This is a genomic window from Arthrobacter senegalensis (assembly GCF_059091765.1).
This window is the reverse complement of sequence record NZ_JBNHGZ010000003.1, coordinates 481,128-497,126: the sequence shown is the minus strand read 5'-3', so window position 1 is coordinate 497,126 and position 15,999 is coordinate 481,128. Positions and strand designations below refer to the sequence as shown.

Below are 15,999 nucleotides of genomic sequence, written 5' to 3'. Positions count from 1 at the left end.
CGGCGCGCAGGAGCATTCCCGCCGTCAGGCCGTACCCGTCGCCGAGTCCAGGCGCTGCAGGGCCCGGGCCTTGCCCGGCAGCCTCGGCCTCGCCTCCACCGCCTGCCGGACGGCGTCCAGCGGGCAGTCGAGCCCGCTGGCCCCGGCCAGCGCCCGCAACACGGGGATGGCCTCTTGGTCCGGAACGTGCAGGGCCACGTCCAGTGCGGTCCTCAGCGGCGTGCTCACCGGGACCCCGCCGATGGTCACGGTATCCAGGGGGCCAAGTGTCACTTCGTGGATCAGGGCAAGGCGATACCTGCCCTGCGACGTGGTCCTGTGCCGGTGGTCCAGCAGCACCGAGAGTTTCTGCGGGGCCGGCGCGCAGCCGTAGACCCATGCCGCCGTCATCCTCCCCAGCACCACTTTCCGGCGGACATGCCCGGGCAGGCTGAAGTACGCGGCTGCCGCACGGTGTCGGGGCGTGATCGGCTCCCATGGCAAGGCAAACGCCGGACCGTAGACGTTGACCAAGAGGCCCTCCAGACGCATGCACTCAAGTTCGCTGCGGCTGAACGGATGCCCCGGCCGCAGTACCGCCGGCACGGCCTGGGCGGTACGTTCAGCCGCCATGGCGGCGGGATGTAGACGGGCCATGCAGACAGCATGCCAAACGGGCCGGGACAGCCGAAGGGCCCCCGAACGCCTTGTGGAAAGCCGTTCGGGGGCCCTCGGGTTGTGTAGGGCTTAGTCCTCTAGGAGAAGTCCTCCGCTGAGCGCTGCAGCGTGTCGAGCCACTGGCGGCGCGCCTCCAAGGCCTCCCGGGCCTTGGCGATCCGCCGCTGGTCGCCGGCCTTTTCGGCCTGAGCCAGGTCATCCTCGAGCCCGGCGATGGCCGACTCGAGCTGGGACAGGGCACTGTTGGTGCGGGCCTTGGTCTCCGGATTCGTCCGGCGCCAGTGATCGTCCTCCGCGGCCTTGACCGCATCCTCGACCTTGCGCAGGCCGGCATCGATCCGCTGCATGTCGCCGCGCGGAACCTTGCCGGCTTCCTCCCAACGATCACGGATGGACTGCAGGGCCTTCTTGGCTGCGGACAGGTCGGTCACTGGCAGCAGCGCCTGCGCCTCGGCGACCAGCGCTTCCTTGACCACCAGGTTGGCGGCGAACTCCTGGTCGATTGCCTCGTTGGCGGCCTGGCGTGCCGCGAAGAACCTGTCCTGCGCCGCCCGGAACCTGGCCCAGAGCGCGTCGTCGTCCTTGCGGCTGGCGCGCTTGGATGCCTTCCAATCGTCCATCAGCTTCCGGTACTCGGCCGCGGTGTGGCCCCAGTCCGTGGAGGTGGAAAGCTCTTCGGCCCGGGCGATCAGGGCTTCCTTGGCGGCCTTTGCCGCGGCGTTGTCGCTGTCCAGTTGGCTGAAGAACGCGCGGCGGTGCCGATCAAAGACCGTCCGTGCCGAGCGGAAGCGTTTCCACAGTGCGTCCTCGGTGCTGCGGCCCAGCCGGATGCCGTTCTTCTGGGCGGCCTTCCACGCATCGAAGAGTTCGTTCATGCGGGCGCTGCTGGTTTTCCACTGCACCGACGACGGGTCCTTGCCGGCGATCTCCTCGGCTTCGGCGACGATGGCTTCGCGGGCCGCCAGTTCTGCGGCTCGCTGGGCTTCCTGGTTTGCCTTCTCGGCCTTCTGCAGTTCGCTGATGGCTGAGCCAAGTTTCGCCAGCCGGGACTCGAGCGCGGGCACGTCGCCCACCATGTGCCGCTCGGCCACCTGGGCCTTCAGATGCTCAAGGGTCTTGTGCATGTCGTTGGAGGGAGCCTTGGCTTCGACCCGCTGTTCCAGCAGGGCAGCCTGGGCCGCCACGTCGTCATACTTGCGCACGAAGTAGGCCAGCGCCTCGTCCTTGCTGGCGTCCGGGTACTGTCCGACCGGATGTTCCTGCCCGTCGACAAGCAGGAAGACGTGGCCGTCGTCGGTGACGCGGGCCCACTTGGACGCCTCGGACAGCGGTGTGGAGGCGACCGCCGGAACAGGGATGACGTGCTGTGCGGGGGCAGCGGCAGCAATCTTTCCCGGCATGGCCGCCGGCGTGGGCTTGCGGCCCGGGGCGGGCTTCGGGGCCGGTTTGCCTGCCGGCTTCGGGGCACTGGGGGAGGGCGCGGCCGGGGCCTCGTCCTCGGTGGCCTGCGGCGCCGCCTCTGCGGCCCGGTCCAGTGCCGGAGCGATTGCTGCCTCTGGGGCCGGGGCCTGCTCGGTTGCCGGCTCAGCGGGTGCCGCCTCTGCGGCAGGCGGCTGGCCGGCTGCCGAGCCGTTTGCCGTTTGGTCGGTCGGAACCTGTTCCGCTGCCAAACCGTTTGCGGCTTGTTCGGTCTGGGCGGTCTGGGCTGCTTCGTCGGATTGCTGACTGGGTGTCACCGCTAGAACTCTTTCGCTTGTGCCTGGGGCCGCGTATTCAGCGGCACCATCGTGGTGGGGTGCTCACTGGAGGGTGAACGACTCTATTGTTACCGGTATCTTAGGCGGGCCGTCCTGGCTGTCGGCATCCTCGACGCCTCCGGCCGCGATCTGCTCGATGACGTCCAGCCCTTCGGTTACCTTACCCATAATCGTGTAGCCGCCGGTATCTTGCGGGATGGTGGAATCTTTCCACGCAATGAAGAACTGCGTCCCGTTGCTGTAGGTATCGGCACCGCGGGCGACGGCGATTGTGCCGGCCGGATACACGCCGTCTTCGGGGGTGTTCTCCACCGGGCCCCACTGGTATGCGGGATCGCCGCCGCCGGCCCCGTCCACGGAACCGCACTGCAGCACGCCCATGCTGGCGGCGGTGGTGAGCCGGTGGCAGGTCTTGCCCTCGAAGAAACCGTCCCGGGCCAAGGTGCTGAAGACCGCTGCCGCCTGCGGCGCCACGTTGCCGTCCAGTTCCACACCGATATCGCCCTCGTTCGTGGCGATGGTGCCGTTGAAGACCTTTCCCTCGGCGATCTCCGGCGACGGGATGCCGGCCGCGTTCGCGGAGGGCGAGGCGACGCCTTGCGGGTCTTCGAGGCCCCGGCGGACCTGTTCCACCTCGGACGGAGTGGGGTTCGAGGCGAACACGGTCATCTGCACGATCACGCCGCCGACTACCAGTGCCGCCAAGGCTGCGCCGCCGATGATGTTGTCGCGCTTGCGCCGCGCCGCCTGCTGCCGGCGCAGGTCGCGTTTGGCCTCCATCCGGGCAATGCGGCGCCGGGTTTCGCGGTCATGACGGCTCCGGGCCAAAGCTCCTCCTGGTCGTTGCGCTAATAGACTCCGCCCGGCGCCGGGGCGGCGCCCGGCAGCGCGTTTGGTTCCGCTGCCGTGGCAGGCCTTAAACTGGTCCAGCAGCCAGTCTAGCGATCCAGTGCCGCAGCACTGCCGCCGGCTTCAATGCACCCGCCTCATCCTTACCCCTCATCTACTAGGAGATACGTCCGTATGGCACGCAAGGCCTCCCTGTCAGGCTTCCCGGAATGGCTTCCGCAGGAGAGGCTTGTGGAGCTGCATGTTCTGGATTCCCTGCGCCGGACGTTTGAGCTGCACGGTTTCTCCTCCATCGAGACCCGCGCCGTCGAAACCGTGGCCCAGCTGCTGCGCAAGGGCGAGATCGACAAAGAGGTTTACGGCCTGCACCGCCTGCAGGCCGACGAATCCGAGGGCAAGTCCGAGGACAAGCTGGCCCTGCATTTCGACCTTACGGTCCCGTTCGCCCGCTACGTCGTGGAGAACGCCGGCCACTTGGCCTTCCCGTTCCGCCGGTACCAGATCCAGAAGGTCTGGCGGGGCGAGCGTCCGCAGGAGGGCCGGGCCCGCGAGTTCACCCAGGCGGACATCGACGTGGTGGGCGACGGCGAGCTGCCCTTCCGCTACGACGTGGAGCTGGCGCTGGTCATCGTCGAGGCCCTCAGCGCGCTGCCCATCCCCGAGTTCAAGCTGCGCGTAAACAACCGGAAGCTGGCCGAGGGCTTCTACCGCGGGATCGGGCTGACCGACACCGCCGGGGTACTGCGCAGCATCGACAAGCTGGAGAAGATCGGTCCCGAGAAGGTTGCCGCGCTGCTGCAGGAAGAACTGGGCGCCACCGACGAACAGGCGCAGGCCGCGCTGAAGCTGGCATCCATCCGCACCGAGGACACCTCCTTCGTGGACCAGGTGCGGGCGCTCGGAGTCCGGCACGAGCTGCTGGACACCGGCCTGGCCGAGTTGGAGGAAGTCATCGGCGAGGCGCACCGGCGCGCCCCGGGCAAGGTGCTGGCCGACCTGAGCATCGCCCGCGGCCTGGACTATTACACCGGCACGGTCTACGAAACCGTCCTTGTGGGCCATGAGCAGCTGGGATCCATCTGCTCCGGAGGCCGTTACGACGCGCTGGCGGCCAAGGGCAACCGGACCTTTCCCGGCGTCGGCCTCTCCATCGGCGTGACCCGGCTGGTCATGCGGATCCTGGGACAGGAGTTCGCCGTGGCGTCCCGGCAGGTGCCGACGACCGTGCTGGTCGCCCTGGCCAACGAGGACAGCTGGTCGCAGGCCCAGGACGTGGCGGGGGAGCTGCGTTCACGCGGCATCAGCGTGGAGGTGGCCGCGAAGGCAGACAAGTTCGGCAAGCAGATCAAGTACGCGGACCGCCGCGGCATCCCCTACGTCTGGTTCACCTCCGTGGCCGACGACGGCAGCCTCAGCCACGAGGTCAAGGACATTCGCTCCGGCGACCAGGCCGCGGCGGATCCGGCGGTCTGGACCCCTCCGGCGGAGGATCTGGCCCCGCAGATCACCGCGGCCGCCCACTAAGGGCGGCCGCGGTCGGGCGGCCCTGCTCAGCAGCCGCGGTTGGCGGCGACCCCGCTCAGCCGCCGCGGTTGGCGGCGACCCCGCTCAGCCGCCCGGACGGCGGCGGACCGGCGCCAGCGCCGCGCGGCCGACCACGCCCGCGCCGAGCACGGCCAGCATCATCACCACGGACGTGACCGGCAGGGTGAAGGCCAGCAGCAGGCAGCCGAGGAGCCCTGCGACATTCAGCAGTTTCGGCGCGTGCCAGGGCCGCTCGTCGAGGGTGAGGGCGGCCGCATTCGTGACGCTGTAGTAAATCAGCACGCCGAAGCTGGAGAGCCCCACCACGGCGAGCACATCCTGGGTGAGCAGCAGGAAAATGACGACGGCGGCCACCACCAGGTCCGCCGCCCACGGAACCTTGAACCGGGTGCCCACCGTGGCGAAGACGCGCGGCAGGTCGCCTTCCCGGGCCATGGCGAACGTGGTCCGGCCGACACCGGCGATCAGCGCCAGCAGGGCGCCCAGGCTGGCGAGGGCGACTGCGATGCCCATGGCCGTGGTGCCCACGCCGCCGCCGACCTCCTCCATGACGGCGCGCAGCGGGGCATCGCTCTCCGCCAGCAGCTCGGGTCCCAGGTAGCGCAGCAGTCCCAGGCCGATCAGCACGTAGAGCACGAAGGTAATCAGCAGCGCGGAGAAAATAGCGAGCGGAATCAGCTTCTTCGGTTCCCGGATCTCTTCGCCCATGGTGGCGATTCTGGCGTAGCCGGCGAAGGCGAAGAAGAACAGCCCTGCGGCCTGCAGCACACCATACGGGGACGTGGCGATCTGCCCGCCCGGGACCCCGACCGGATCGGCGTCGAAGGCCACAACGACCGCGAACACCAGCACGGCGGCCACGAACGACACGATCCACCGGGTCACCCAAGCGGTCCGGGTGATGCCCAGCAGGTTGATCGAGGTCAGCACGACGACCGCGGCCACGGCAGCGGCCGTGGCATACTCCGGGAAAACGTAGAGGCCGAAGGTCAGGGCCATGGCCGCGCAGGAGGCAATCTTGCCGGTCACGAAGCTCCAGCCGGCCAGGAAGCCGGGCCATTCGCCCAGCCGCTTCCGTCCGTAAATGTACGTGCCGCCGCTGGTGGGGTAGAGGGCGGCCAGCTGTGCGGTCGCCGCCGCGTTGCAATAGGCCACGAACGCCGCGATGCCCAGCGCCAGCGGCAGCCACGAACCGGCCGCGGCGGCCGCGGGACCAAACACCACGAAGACGCCGGCACCAATCATGGATCCGACGCCCACGGTGGTCGCGTCGACCCCGCCGAGGCGGCGTTCCAGCGACGATTCACTACTCACAGTTGCTCCAGCTCCTTGCCCGCTGCGCCCCGGCGCCGGCCGGCCGGTCCGGGCCATTTCCCCTCGCGCGGCGGCAGCCGAGGTCCGGGGCGCAGCTTGATCAACGGTAAACTCGTCTACATCTCCACTCACCATAGCCGTACCCCGCCGCCGCACCAGGTAAACAGCGGGCGGCGAACAGATGAGCGAATCGTTCTACCGGAAGGACTGTTGTGCTGCGCACACACGACCTCGGCACCCTCAGGGCCGAGCACATCGGACAAACCGTTACCCTCGCCGGCTGGGTGGCCCGCCGCCGCGACCACGGTGGTGTGGCGTTCCTGGACCTGCGCGACGCCTCCGGTGTGGCGCAGGTAGTAGTCCGCGAGGAGGACGTGTTCCATTCGCTCCGCAATGAATACGTGCTGCAGATCAAGGGCACCGTGGAGAAGCGCCCGGAGGGCAATGAGAACCCGGCCCTCGCCACCGGTGAGGTGGAGGTCATGGCGGAGGACGTCGTCGTCCTCAACACCGCCGACCCGCTGCCGTTCCAGGTGGACGAGCACGTGGAGGTGGGCGAGGAGGCCCGCCTCAAGCACCGCTACCTGGACCTGCGCCGGCCGGGCCCCTCGAAGGCGCTGCGGCTGCGCTCGGAAGCCAACCGCGTGGCGCGCGAGCTCCTGCACGGCGACGGATTCGTGGAGATCGAGACCCCGACGCTGACCCGCTCGACGCCCGAAGGCGCCCGCGACTTCCTGGTCCCGGCGCGCCTGGCCCCGGGGGCCTGGTACGCGCTGCCGCAGTCCCCGCAGCTGTTCAAGCAGTTGCTGCAGGTGGGCGGCTTCGAGAAGTACTACCAGATTGCCCGCTGCTACCGCGACGAGGACTTCCGCGCCGACCGCCAGCCGGAGTTCACCCAGCTGGACATCGAGGCCAGCTTCGTGGACCAGGACGACATCATCGCCCTGGGCGAGCGGATCGTGCAGGCCCTGTGGCGGCTGATCGGCGTCGAAATCAGCACCCCGATCCCGCGGATGACCTACGCCGAGGCGATGGACAAGTACGGTTCGGACAAGCCGGACCTGCGGTTTGGCCAGGAACTGACCGAGCTGACCGAATTCTTCAAGGACACCACGTTCCGAGTCTTCCAGGCACCCTACGTGGGTGCCGTGGTGATGCCCGGCGGGGCCTCGCAGGCCCGCCGCACCCTGGACGCCTGGCAGGAGTGGGCCAAGCAGCGCGGCGCCAAGGGCCTTGCCTACGTGCTGGTCCAGGAGGACGGGGAGCTGACCGGCCCGGTGGCCAAGAACCTCACCGACTTCGAGCGCGAGAACCTCGCGGGCACTGTGGGCGCCAACCCCGGCGACTGCATTTTCTTCGCGGCCGGCGACCGTGCCGCCTCGCGAGCGCTGCTGGGTGCGGCTCGCGTGGAAATCGGCCACCGCACCGGGCTGATCAACGAGGGCGACTGGGCGTTCGTCTGGGTGGTCGACGCGCCCATGTTCGAGCCTGCCGAGGCGGCCGTCGCCTCCGGCGACGTGGCCGTGGGCGGCGGTAAGTGGACGGCCGTGCATCACGCCTTCACCTCGCCGAAGCCGGAGTTCATGGACACCTTCGACACCGACCCGGAGTCGGCGCTGTCCTACGCCTACGACATCGTTTGCAACGGCAACGAAATCGGCGGCGGCTCCATCCGTATCCACCAGCGGGACATGCAGGAACGCGTGTTCAAGGTGATGGGGCTGGACAAGGAGTCCGCGCAGACTAAGTTCGGCTTCCTGTTGGAGGGCTTCAAGTACGGCGCCCCGCCGCACGGCGGCATTGCCTTCGGCTGGGACCGCGTGGTCGCCCTGATGGCCGGCGAGGAGTCCATCCGCGAGGTCATCGCCTTCCCGAAGACCGGCGGCGGCTATGACCCGCTGACCGCAGCGCCGGCACCGATCACGCCGCAGCAGCGCAAGGAAGCCGGCGTCGACGCCAAGCCGCAGCCCAAGGACGCGGTTAAGGAGGCCGGGGCCAAGGCGGAGTAGCCGGGCACTGATCCGTCCCTGACGTACGACGGCGGGCGCGCACCCCTTGCGGTGCGTGCCCGCCGTGCTGTCTGCTGGGAGCATGCGGACAGCTACTCCCGGCGCCGGCGTCGCCGTCGTCCCGGCAAACCAAGCCTCCTGGGAGGACCTGCAGGCAGTCTTCGGCACCCGCGGCGAAGCGGCGCGTTGCCAATGCCAGTGGTTCCAGACCCCGGCGGCCCGGTGGCGGGAGGAGCTGGTCGAGGAACGGGCTTTCCGGCTCCGGGCCGAAACCCGGTGCGGTGACCCAGAGGCCGGTTCCACCAGCGGCCTGGTGGCCTACCTGGACGGCGAACCGGCCGGCTGGTGCGCCGTGGAACCCCGGACGGCTTACCGGCGCCTGAGCACCAGCAGGGTGGTGTGGGCCGGACGCGACGAAGACCCCGACGACGGGACGGTGTGGGCGGCGGTGTGCTTCACCACCAGGACCGGCTTCCGGCGCCGCGGGATCAGCCGGGCCCTGGCTTCCGCGGCCGCCGCTTGGGCGAAGGAGAACGGCGCCCGCGCCATCGAGGGCTACCCGCTCATTCCCAAGCCCGGGCAGCGGCTGACGTGGGGCGAACTGTACGTGGGCAGCCACAGCATCTTCAGCGCGGCGGGTTTCCGCGAGGTCACCCGCCCCACGCCCCGCCGCGCCGTGATGCGCATCGACTTTTAGGAATGGCGCGGCCGGTCCCCGGGCGTCAGGGGGCAACGATAGCCTTGACGTGTGAGTGACTTGTTCAGTGCCGCCGCGGGCGACGATGAAGACTACGACGGCGACGGCCGGGGACCGGATTCCAACGGCGAGGCCGACGCCGGATCCGGGCGTCCGCGCAGCCCGCTGGCGGTCCGGATGCGGCCGCGCACGCTGGACGACGTGGTCGGCCAGCAGCACCTGCTCCAGTCGGGATCGCCGCTGCGGCTGCTGGCCGCCGGCGGTGCGGCCACCGGACCGGCGGGGCCGTCCTCGGTGATCCTGTGGGGCCCGCCGGGCACCGGCAAGACCACCCTGGCGCACGTGATCGCCCGCGGTCCCGGCCGCAAGTTCGTGGAGCTCTCCGCCATCACCGCAGGCGTCAAGGACGTGCGCCGGGTGATGGACGAGGCCCTGACCGCCCGCGACCTGCACCGGATCACCACCGTGCTGTTCCTGGACGAGATCCACCGCTTCAACAAGGCGCAGCAGGACGCGCTGCTGCCCGGCGTCGAGAACCGCTGGGTGGTGCTAGTCGCCGCGACCACCGAGAACCCGTCGTTTTCCGTGGTCTCGCCGCTGTTGTCCCGCTCGCTGCTGCTGACGCTGCAGCCGCTGACCGCCGACGACATCGAGGCCCTGCTGGTGCGCGCCGTCGCGGACGAGCGCGGGCTGGCCGGGCGCGTGGCCCTCAGCGACGAGGCACTTGAACACCTCGTGCGGCTGGCCGCCGGCGACGCGCGCCGCGGCCTGACCGCGCTGGAAGCCGCCGCCGGAGTGGCCTGGGGCGAGTCCGGCGGAACCGGCGAGGGCGGCTCCCCGGTCCTCGTCGAGCTCGCCCATGCCGAGCGTGCCATGGACCGTGCCGCGTTGCGCTACGACCGGGCCGGCGACCAGCACTACGACATCACCAGCGCCTTCATCAAGTCGATGCGCGGCTCCGACGTGGACGCGGCGCTGCACTACATGGCCCGGATGCTGGAGGCGGGGGAGGACCCGCGGTTCGTGGCCCGCCGGATCGTCATCCATGCGTCCGAAGACGTCGGCATGGCCGACCCCACCGCGCTGCAGACGGCCGTCGCCGCCGCCCAGGCCGTGCAGCTGATCGGCATGCCCGAGGCCCGGCTGGTGCTGGCCCAGGCCGTGGTCCACATCGCCACCGCACCGAAGTCGCCGGCCTGCTACCTGGCGATCAACGCGGCAGTGGCGGACGTGCGCGCCGGACGCGGCCAGGGAGTTCCCGTGCACCTGCGCGACTCCCACTACGCCGGCGCCAAGGGGATGGGCCACGGGAAGGGCTACGTGTACTCGCACGATGCCCCGCACGGGATCGCCACCCAGCAGTACGCACCCGACGACCTGGTGGGCCGGAACTACTACGAACCGACCACCAACGGCGCCGAGCGGGAGATCTCCGCCCGGGTGGACCGGCTGCGGAAGATCATCCGCGGCGGATAACGACGGCGGTGCCCGGGCTCCAACGACGGCGGTGCCCGGCCGTGCAAAACCTAATCGCGGCGCGGCTTGCCGAAGTCCTCCGTGTCCAGGCTGATGGTAAACGGGCCCGAATTCACCAGCTCCAGCTCCATCATGGCGCCGAACACTCCGGTTTCGACTTGCGCGCCGAGCACCCGCAGCGCCGCCACGAAGTCCTCCACCAAGGGTTCGCCGACCGCCGCCGGGGCGGCCGCCGACCAGGACGGCCGCCGGCCGCGGCGGGTATCGGCGTACAGGGTGAACTGGCTGACCACCAGCAGCGGGGCGCCGGCCGTGGCACACGACTGCTCGCCGTCGAGGATCCGCAGCTGCCAGGTCTTCTGCGCCAGCGCCACGGCGTCGTCAGGGGTGTCGGTGTGGGTGGCGCCGACCAGCACCACCAGTCCGGGACCTGGCAGGGCGCCCACCACGGCGCCGTCGACACTGACGCTGGCGCGGCTGGCGCGCTGCAAAATGGCTCGCATGGACCCAGCCTAGGCAAAAGCCGCCCCTCCGCACGAATGGCGGCGGCCGGAAGCCGGCGAGGGGAGCGGAACAAACTCAACAAGAGCGCCGCCTACGACGTTGCGAAGGTGACGGCCTGACGGGCAGCCCCCTATGTACACACAAGGGTCAATACACACAGGATGTTGCATATGACGAAGCCGCGCCGAGCGTACCCTCGAGGCACCTGGGGGACTCGAAGGGGCAGGGTTCTCCGTGCTTTCCTCAACTGACGGAGGAGCCATCAGAACGTTCCGTTTCAACAAGCGCCTAGTTTTCGAGATGCCCCAGCCGGCAAAGGCCCTCTTGCTGTGTGTGCTTGGGTTCTTCTTCCTCTCCTTTGTCGTTGGTTTACTCAAGGGTCCGGGATGGTTGGTGCTGCTGGTTTTCGCAGCCGTCGGACTCTCGTTCTTTCTCTTTGGTCTCTGCATCTTCAGGGATGTCAATGGTGTGGCCAGTGCTTGGTCCCGTATATACAAGGAGAGCAAAGGAATACCGCAGGAGGGCTTCACCTTCTTCGATGTTCCGACGGTAAGGTTCATGGGCTTCTGCTACATGTGCGTGGGAGTCGTGGCCTTTGTAGGCATAGCACTCGAGACTTTCAGATAGCCATACGTGCCCGGCACGCCGGTGAGGTCGGCACCGCCCGCGGAGGCGACCGCTCGGTGGCGACACCGCCCGAGGACCGCGCCAACCCCACGCGTGCGGCAGCTACCCGAGCTGCTGCTAGAATGGTTGGCTGACTGGCAAGCCGTTCTTCACGCGCCGTCAAACCCCGGATCACATCAGAGGTGGGGCCAGACGCGTGCCGCGAACGGACTGTAGCTGAAGGTAGCGGTTGACCAACGCTCTCCGATACATGGAGGCCAGCAAACCATTGCACCGCACATAACTGGAAGGACATCGTGGCTAACAACACACGAGCCCGCCGCAAGGTCCGCATTTCGCGTGCCCTTGGCATTGCCCTGACGCCCAAGGCTGAGAAGTACATGGAGCGTCGCCCGTACGGCCCCGGCCAGCACGGACGCGCCCGCCGCAAGCAGGACAGTGACTACGCCGTACGTCTGCGCGAGAAGCAGCGTCTGCGTGCCCAGTACGGCATCCGCGAAGCACAGATGACCCGTGTCTTCGAGGAAGCCCGCAACACCGCCGGCCTGACCGGTGAAAACCTGATCGAGCTGCTGGAAATGCGTCTTGACGCCCTGGTGCTGCGTGCCGGCTTTGCCCGCACGATTGCCCAGGCCCGCCAGCTGGTGGTGCACCGCCACATCATGGTTGACGGCAAGCGCGTGGACCGCCCGTCCTTCCGCGTTTCCGAAGGCCAGCTGATCCACGTCCACGAGCGCTCCGAGAAGATGCCCCCGTTCCAGGTGGCAGCTGCCGGCGCTCACCGCGACGTGCTCCCCAACGTTCCGGCGTACCTGGATGTCGCTTTGGAGAAGCTGCAGGCCCGCCTGGTCCGCCGCCCCAAGCGCTCCGAGGTCCCCGTGACCTGCGAAGAGCAGCTGGTGGTCGAATACTACGCTCGCTAGGCCCGTTGTCCCGGGCGTGAAACCCCGGGACAGCACCTGCGAGATGCCGTCCCCGTGCGCGGGGTCGGCGCAGAACAGCCCGCGGCATCGCCGCGGGCTGTTCAGTAGGTAAGGTGTTGTCAGTGGCGGTACGGTGCCTGCGTCCAGGTGCGCCCCGCCGTCGTTAGCCGGAACCCGCAGCCGATGGCCCGCCCATGCCGCGCGCGGAACCGGAGTACGCCAAGAACCAACAAATAGGAGCGTTTGAGCCCATGTCAGGTGGAGATATCGCCGGTCTGATCGCCGCGGGCGTGTTCGCGGTGCTGGTGGCCCTGCTGGCCATACCGGTCTGGAAGCTCGGCAAGGTGTTTGACGAGCTGCGCCAGGCAATCCGGGACATCAGCGACGGCACCACGCCGCTGATCGGCGAAGTGACCACCACTGTGAGCACCACCAACGAACAGCTCAGGAAGGTCGACGGGATCTCCAACCACGTCTCGGACGCCTCCGCCAACCTGTCGGCCCTGACCTCGCTGGTCTCCGCGACCCTGGGCTCGCCTTTGATCAAGGTGGCCGCCTTCTCCTACGGTGTGCGCAGCGCCTTCAATTCCGCCGGCAAGGGCGCGCCCGAGGGCAAGCGCCGCCGCGGCCGCTGACCGGAAAGAGGAACCCACATGAAGCGAATAATCTGGATGGCCGCCGGCGTGGCGATCGGCGTGCTCGCGGTACGCAAGGTGTCCCAAACGCGTGAGGCGTTGGGCCCGGCGGGCCTGAACCGCGCCCTGGCACAGGTGGCCGACTCCGTGGCCAACTTCGCCGACGCGGTCCGCGACGGCATGCAGGAACGTGAAACCGACCTGCGCCTGGCCCTGGGCATCGATTCCGCCGACGACGTCCGCAAGCGATAAGTTTTTTACGGTCACCGAAGCCGCAGCCCGGCGCCCACAACCGTATTGCACCCCGGAAGGTAAGACACAGGCACCATGAAATCCCATGAGATTGTCCGCCGCTGGCTCGACTTCTTCGAGAAGAAGGGCCATTCCGTGGTCCCCTCCGCGTCCCTCGTGTCGCCGGATCCCTCGCTGCTGTTCACCGTGGCCGGCATGGTGCCGTTCATCCCGTACCTGACCGCCCGCGAGACGCCACCGTACCCGCGCGCCACCAGCGTGCAGAAATGCATCCGCACCGCGGACATCGAAGAGGTCGGCAAGACCGTCCGGCACGGCACGTTCTTCCAGATGTGCGGCAACTTCTCCTTCGGCGACTACTTCAAGGAACAGGCCATCGCGATGGCCTGGGAACTGCTGACCAGCCCGGTGGAGCAGGGCGGCTACGGCCTGCCGCCGGAGAAGCTCTGGATCACCGTGTACGAAGAGGACGAGGAAGCACTGGCCATCTGGCGCGACCAGGTGGGCGTTCCGGCCGAGCGGATCCAGAAGTCCGGCAAGAAGGACAACTACTGGTCCACCGGCCAGCCCGGCCCGGCCGGCCCCTGCTCGGAAATCTTCTACGACCGCGGCCCGGAGTACGGGATCGAGGGCGGCCCGATCGCCGACGAGACCCGCTACATCGAAATCTGGAACCTGGTCTTCATGCAGTACCAGCGCGGCGCCGGCATCGGCAAGGAAGACTTCGAGATCCTGGGCGAATTGCCGCAGAAGAACATCGACACCGGCCTGGGCATGGAACGCCTCGCGATGATTCTGCAGGGCGTGGAGAACATGTACGAGACGGACCAGGTCCGCCCCGTGCTGGACAAGGCCGCGGAGATCTCCGGCAAGGAGTACACCAGCGCCGAGTCCGACGACGACCCGCACCACGGCGACGATGTGCGAATGCGCGTGGTGGCCGACCACATCCGCTCCTCCCTGATGCTGATCTCCGACGGCGTGACCCCCTCCAACGAGGGCCGCGGCTACGTGCTGCGCCGGCTGATCCGCCGCGCGGTGCGCGCCATGCGCCTGCTCGGCGTGGAACGCGCCTGCCTGCCGGACCTGCTGCCGGTCTCCCGGGATGCGATGAAGGGCACCTACCCGGAAGTGGCCGAGGACTTCGAGCGCATCAGCCGGATTGCCTACGCCGAGGAGAAGGCGTTCCTGCGCACCATTGCCTCCGGCACCGCGCGGCTCGAGGAGGCCGTGAAGGAATCCAAGGCCGCCGCCAAGCCGATCTCCGGCGAGGACGCCTTCACCCTGCACGACACCTACGGCTTCCCGATCGACCTGACCCTCGAGATGGCCGAGGAAGCCGGCCTGCAGGTGGACGAGGCCGGATTCCGCACGCTGATGGCCGAACAGCGCGAGCGCGCCCAGGCCGACGCCCGCGGCAAGAAGCTGGGCCACGCCGACGTGACCGTCTTCCGCGAGATGCTCGCCGACGGCGAGACCGTCTTCACCGGCTACGACGAACTCACCACCGAATCTACGGTGCGAGGCATCGTCCGCGGCGGCGAAGTGCGCGGCTTCGCCGGCCAGGGCGAGGAAATCGAACTGGTGCTCGACGCCACCCCGTTCTACGCCGAGGCCGGCGGGCAGGCCGCGGACGTCGGGCTGATCACCGGCGACGGGTTCGTGGTCGAAGTGCTCGACGTGCAGAAGCCCGTCAAGGGCCTGAGCGTGCACAAGGCCGTGGTGCGCGAGGGCGAACTGCCCTCCGGCGCCACGGTGCAGGCCGCCGTCGACGCCCAGCGACGCCAGGCCGGCGAGCAGGCGCACACCGGCACGCACATCATCCATGCGGCCCTGCACCAGATCCTGGGCCCGGAGGCGCTGCAGCGCGGTTCCTTCAACAAGGCCGGCTACCTGCGCTTCGATTTCTCCTGGGGCGAGGGCCTCTCCGACGCCGCCAAGTCGGAGGTCGAAGAGGTCTCGAACCTGGCCATCCGCAACAACTTCGAGGTCCAGACCCGCGTCATGCCCCTGGCCCAGGCCCGCGAGCTGGGCGCCATGGCGCTGTTCGGCGAGGCCTACGGGGACACCGTGCGCGTGGTGGAGATCGACGGCGCGTGGTCCCGCGAACTTTGCGGCGGCACCCATGTGGAGGCCACCTCGCAGATCGGTTCGCTGACCCTGCTGGGCGAGGCATCGGTGGGTTCGGGCAACCGGCGCGTGGAGGCGTTCGTGGGCATGGAGGCCTTCCGCCACATGGCCGCCGAGCGCGCGCTGGTGAACGAACTCTCCGAAATGCTGAAGGTGCCGGGGGCACAGCTGCCCGAGCGGATTTCCGCCACCCTGGCCAAGCTCAAGTCCGTGGAGAAGGAGCTGGACAAGCTCCGCAAGGAACAGCTCGCCGCCTCGGCCGCCTCGCTGGTGGCCCAGGCCCAGGATGTGGCTGGGGTCCGGCTGCTGGCGCACCATGCCGGCGAACTCAGCGGCGCGGACGACCTGCGCAGCCTGGCCCTGGACCTGCGGACGCGGCTGGGCTCCGACCCGGTCACCGTGGCGATGACGGGGGTGGCCAACGGCCGGCCCCTGATCCTGGTGGCCACCAACGAAGCCGCCCGTGCCGCGGGTGTCAAGGCCGGCGCCTTGGTCAAGACCGCCGCCGGAGTACTGGGCGGCGGAGGCGGCGGCAAGGACGACGTCGCGCAGGGCGGCGGGTCCGATGCCACCAAGATCGACGAGGCACTGGCCGCCGTGACGGCCGCGGTCGCCAACCGCTAG

14 protein-coding genes are annotated in these 15,999 nt (G+C 68.9%); 9 read left to right on the top strand and 5 right to left on the bottom strand.

Features of this window, described 5'->3' with window-relative positions:
* Positions 1 to 24 precede the first annotated feature (24 nt).
* The 3 genes from AC5RVG_RS12445 to AC5RVG_RS12435 all read right to left on the bottom strand — a co-directional run bounded on the left by AC5RVG_RS12445 (position 25) and on the right by AC5RVG_RS12435 (position 3,242).
* Complete coding sequence (locus AC5RVG_RS12445) at positions 25 to 636, bottom strand: type IV toxin-antitoxin system AbiEi family antitoxin (RefSeq protein WP_494014063.1); 612 nt, start codon at positions 634 to 636, stop codon at positions 25 to 27.
* A gap of 98 nt (positions 637 to 734) precedes the next feature.
* Positions 735 to 2,393, bottom strand: a complete 1,659-nt coding sequence (locus tag AC5RVG_RS12440) for a DUF349 domain-containing protein (RefSeq protein ID WP_494014062.1) — start codon at positions 2,391 to 2,393, stop codon at positions 735 to 737.
* Positions 2,394 to 2,456: 63 nt separating this feature from the next.
* Positions 2,457 to 3,242, bottom strand: coding sequence for a peptidylprolyl isomerase (locus AC5RVG_RS12435; RefSeq protein ID WP_494014061.1), 786 nt, complete (start codon positions 3,240 to 3,242; stop codon positions 2,457 to 2,459).
* Between the two features lie 195 nt (positions 3,243 to 3,437).
* On the opposite strand from AC5RVG_RS12435, the gene hisS reads away from it, so the two are divergent.
* Positions 3,438 to 4,787, top strand: coding sequence for a histidine--tRNA ligase (gene hisS, locus AC5RVG_RS12430; protein WP_494014060.1), 1,350 nt, complete (start codon positions 3,438 to 3,440; stop codon positions 4,785 to 4,787).
* An 84-nt stretch (positions 4,788 to 4,871) separates the two neighbouring features.
* Here the strand turns inward: hisS and AC5RVG_RS12425 are convergent, their stop codons facing one another.
* Positions 4,872 to 6,122 carry an APC family permease gene (locus AC5RVG_RS12425; RefSeq protein WP_493999817.1) on the bottom strand — a complete coding sequence of 417 codons (1,251 nt, stop codon included), beginning with the start codon at positions 6,120 to 6,122 and terminating at the stop codon, positions 4,872 to 4,874.
* Positions 6,123 to 6,334: 212 nt separating this feature from the next.
* Between AC5RVG_RS12425 and aspS the strand changes: the two genes are divergently transcribed.
* From aspS to AC5RVG_RS12410, 3 genes are all read left to right on the top strand, one after another.
* On the top strand, positions 6,335 to 8,131 hold the full coding sequence (gene aspS / locus AC5RVG_RS12420) for an aspartate--tRNA ligase (protein ID WP_494014059.1): 1,797 nt from the start codon (positions 6,335 to 6,337) through the stop codon (positions 8,129 to 8,131).
* 82 nt (positions 8,132 to 8,213) lie between these two features.
* Positions 8,214 to 8,828, top strand: a complete 615-nt coding sequence (locus tag AC5RVG_RS12415; protein ID WP_494014058.1) for a GNAT family N-acetyltransferase — start codon at positions 8,214 to 8,216, stop codon at positions 8,826 to 8,828.
* A gap of 51 nt (positions 8,829 to 8,879) precedes the next feature.
* Positions 8,880 to 10,304, top strand: a complete 1,425-nt coding sequence (locus tag AC5RVG_RS12410; protein WP_494014057.1) for a replication-associated recombination protein A — start codon at positions 8,880 to 8,882, stop codon at positions 10,302 to 10,304.
* Between the two features lie 50 nt (positions 10,305 to 10,354).
* On the opposite strand, the gene dtd is transcribed toward AC5RVG_RS12410, so the two are convergent.
* Complete coding sequence (gene dtd, locus AC5RVG_RS12405) at positions 10,355 to 10,807, bottom strand: D-aminoacyl-tRNA deacylase (RefSeq protein ID WP_494014056.1); 453 nt, start codon at positions 10,805 to 10,807, stop codon at positions 10,355 to 10,357.
* A gap of 235 nt (positions 10,808 to 11,042) precedes the next feature.
* Between dtd and AC5RVG_RS12400 the strand changes: the two genes are divergently transcribed.
* The 5 genes from AC5RVG_RS12400 (at position 11,043) to alaS (ending at position 15,999) form a co-directional block, all read left to right on the top strand.
* The gene (locus AC5RVG_RS12400; RefSeq protein ID WP_494014055.1) at positions 11,043 to 11,435 is read left to right on the top strand and encodes a hypothetical protein; all 393 of its coding nucleotides are present in this window, start codon (positions 11,043 to 11,045) and stop codon (positions 11,433 to 11,435) included.
* A 296-nt stretch (positions 11,436 to 11,731) separates the two neighbouring features.
* On the top strand, positions 11,732 to 12,358 hold the full coding sequence (gene rpsD, locus AC5RVG_RS12395) for a 30S ribosomal protein S4 (protein WP_493967703.1): 627 nt from the start codon (positions 11,732 to 11,734) through the stop codon (positions 12,356 to 12,358).
* Positions 12,359 to 12,609: 251 nt separating this feature from the next.
* Positions 12,610 to 12,993: a DUF948 domain-containing protein gene (locus tag AC5RVG_RS12390; RefSeq protein ID WP_493999812.1), complete on the top strand. Its 384-nt coding sequence runs from the start codon at positions 12,610 to 12,612 to the stop codon at positions 12,991 to 12,993.
* Positions 12,994 to 13,011: 18 nt separating this feature from the next.
* Entirely contained in the window at positions 13,012 to 13,245 is a 234-nt protein-coding gene (locus AC5RVG_RS12385; RefSeq protein ID WP_494014054.1) for a DUF6167 family protein, read from the top strand.
* A gap of 75 nt (positions 13,246 to 13,320) precedes the next feature.
* Positions 13,321 to 15,999: an alanine--tRNA ligase gene (gene alaS, locus AC5RVG_RS12380; protein ID WP_494014053.1), complete on the top strand. Its 2,679-nt coding sequence runs from the start codon at positions 13,321 to 13,323 to the stop codon at positions 15,997 to 15,999.

Bases quoted from the DNA above. Each gene is read 5' to 3' on its own strand.
- AC5RVG_RS12415 (WP_494014058.1), top strand. From the start codon at position 8,214: ATGCGGACAGCTACTCCCGGCGCCGGCGTCGCCGTCGTCCCGGCAAAC.
- hisS (WP_494014060.1), top strand. From the start codon at position 3,438: ATGGCACGCAAGGCCTCCCTGTCAGGCTTCCCGGAATGGCTTCCGCAG.
- AC5RVG_RS12445 (WP_494014063.1), bottom strand. From the start codon at position 636: ATGGCCCGTCTACATCCCGCCGCCATGGCGGCTGAACGTACCGCCCAG.
- AC5RVG_RS12390 (WP_493999812.1), top strand. From the start codon at position 12,610: ATGTCAGGTGGAGATATCGCCGGTCTGATCGCCGCGGGCGTGTTCGCG.
- dtd (WP_494014056.1), bottom strand. From the start codon at position 10,807: ATGCGAGCCATTTTGCAGCGCGCCAGCCGCGCCAGCGTCAGTGTCGAC.
- AC5RVG_RS12385 (WP_494014054.1), top strand. From the start codon at position 13,012: ATGAAGCGAATAATCTGGATGGCCGCCGGCGTGGCGATCGGCGTGCTC.
- alaS (WP_494014053.1), top strand. From the start codon at position 13,321: ATGAAATCCCATGAGATTGTCCGCCGCTGGCTCGACTTCTTCGAGAAG.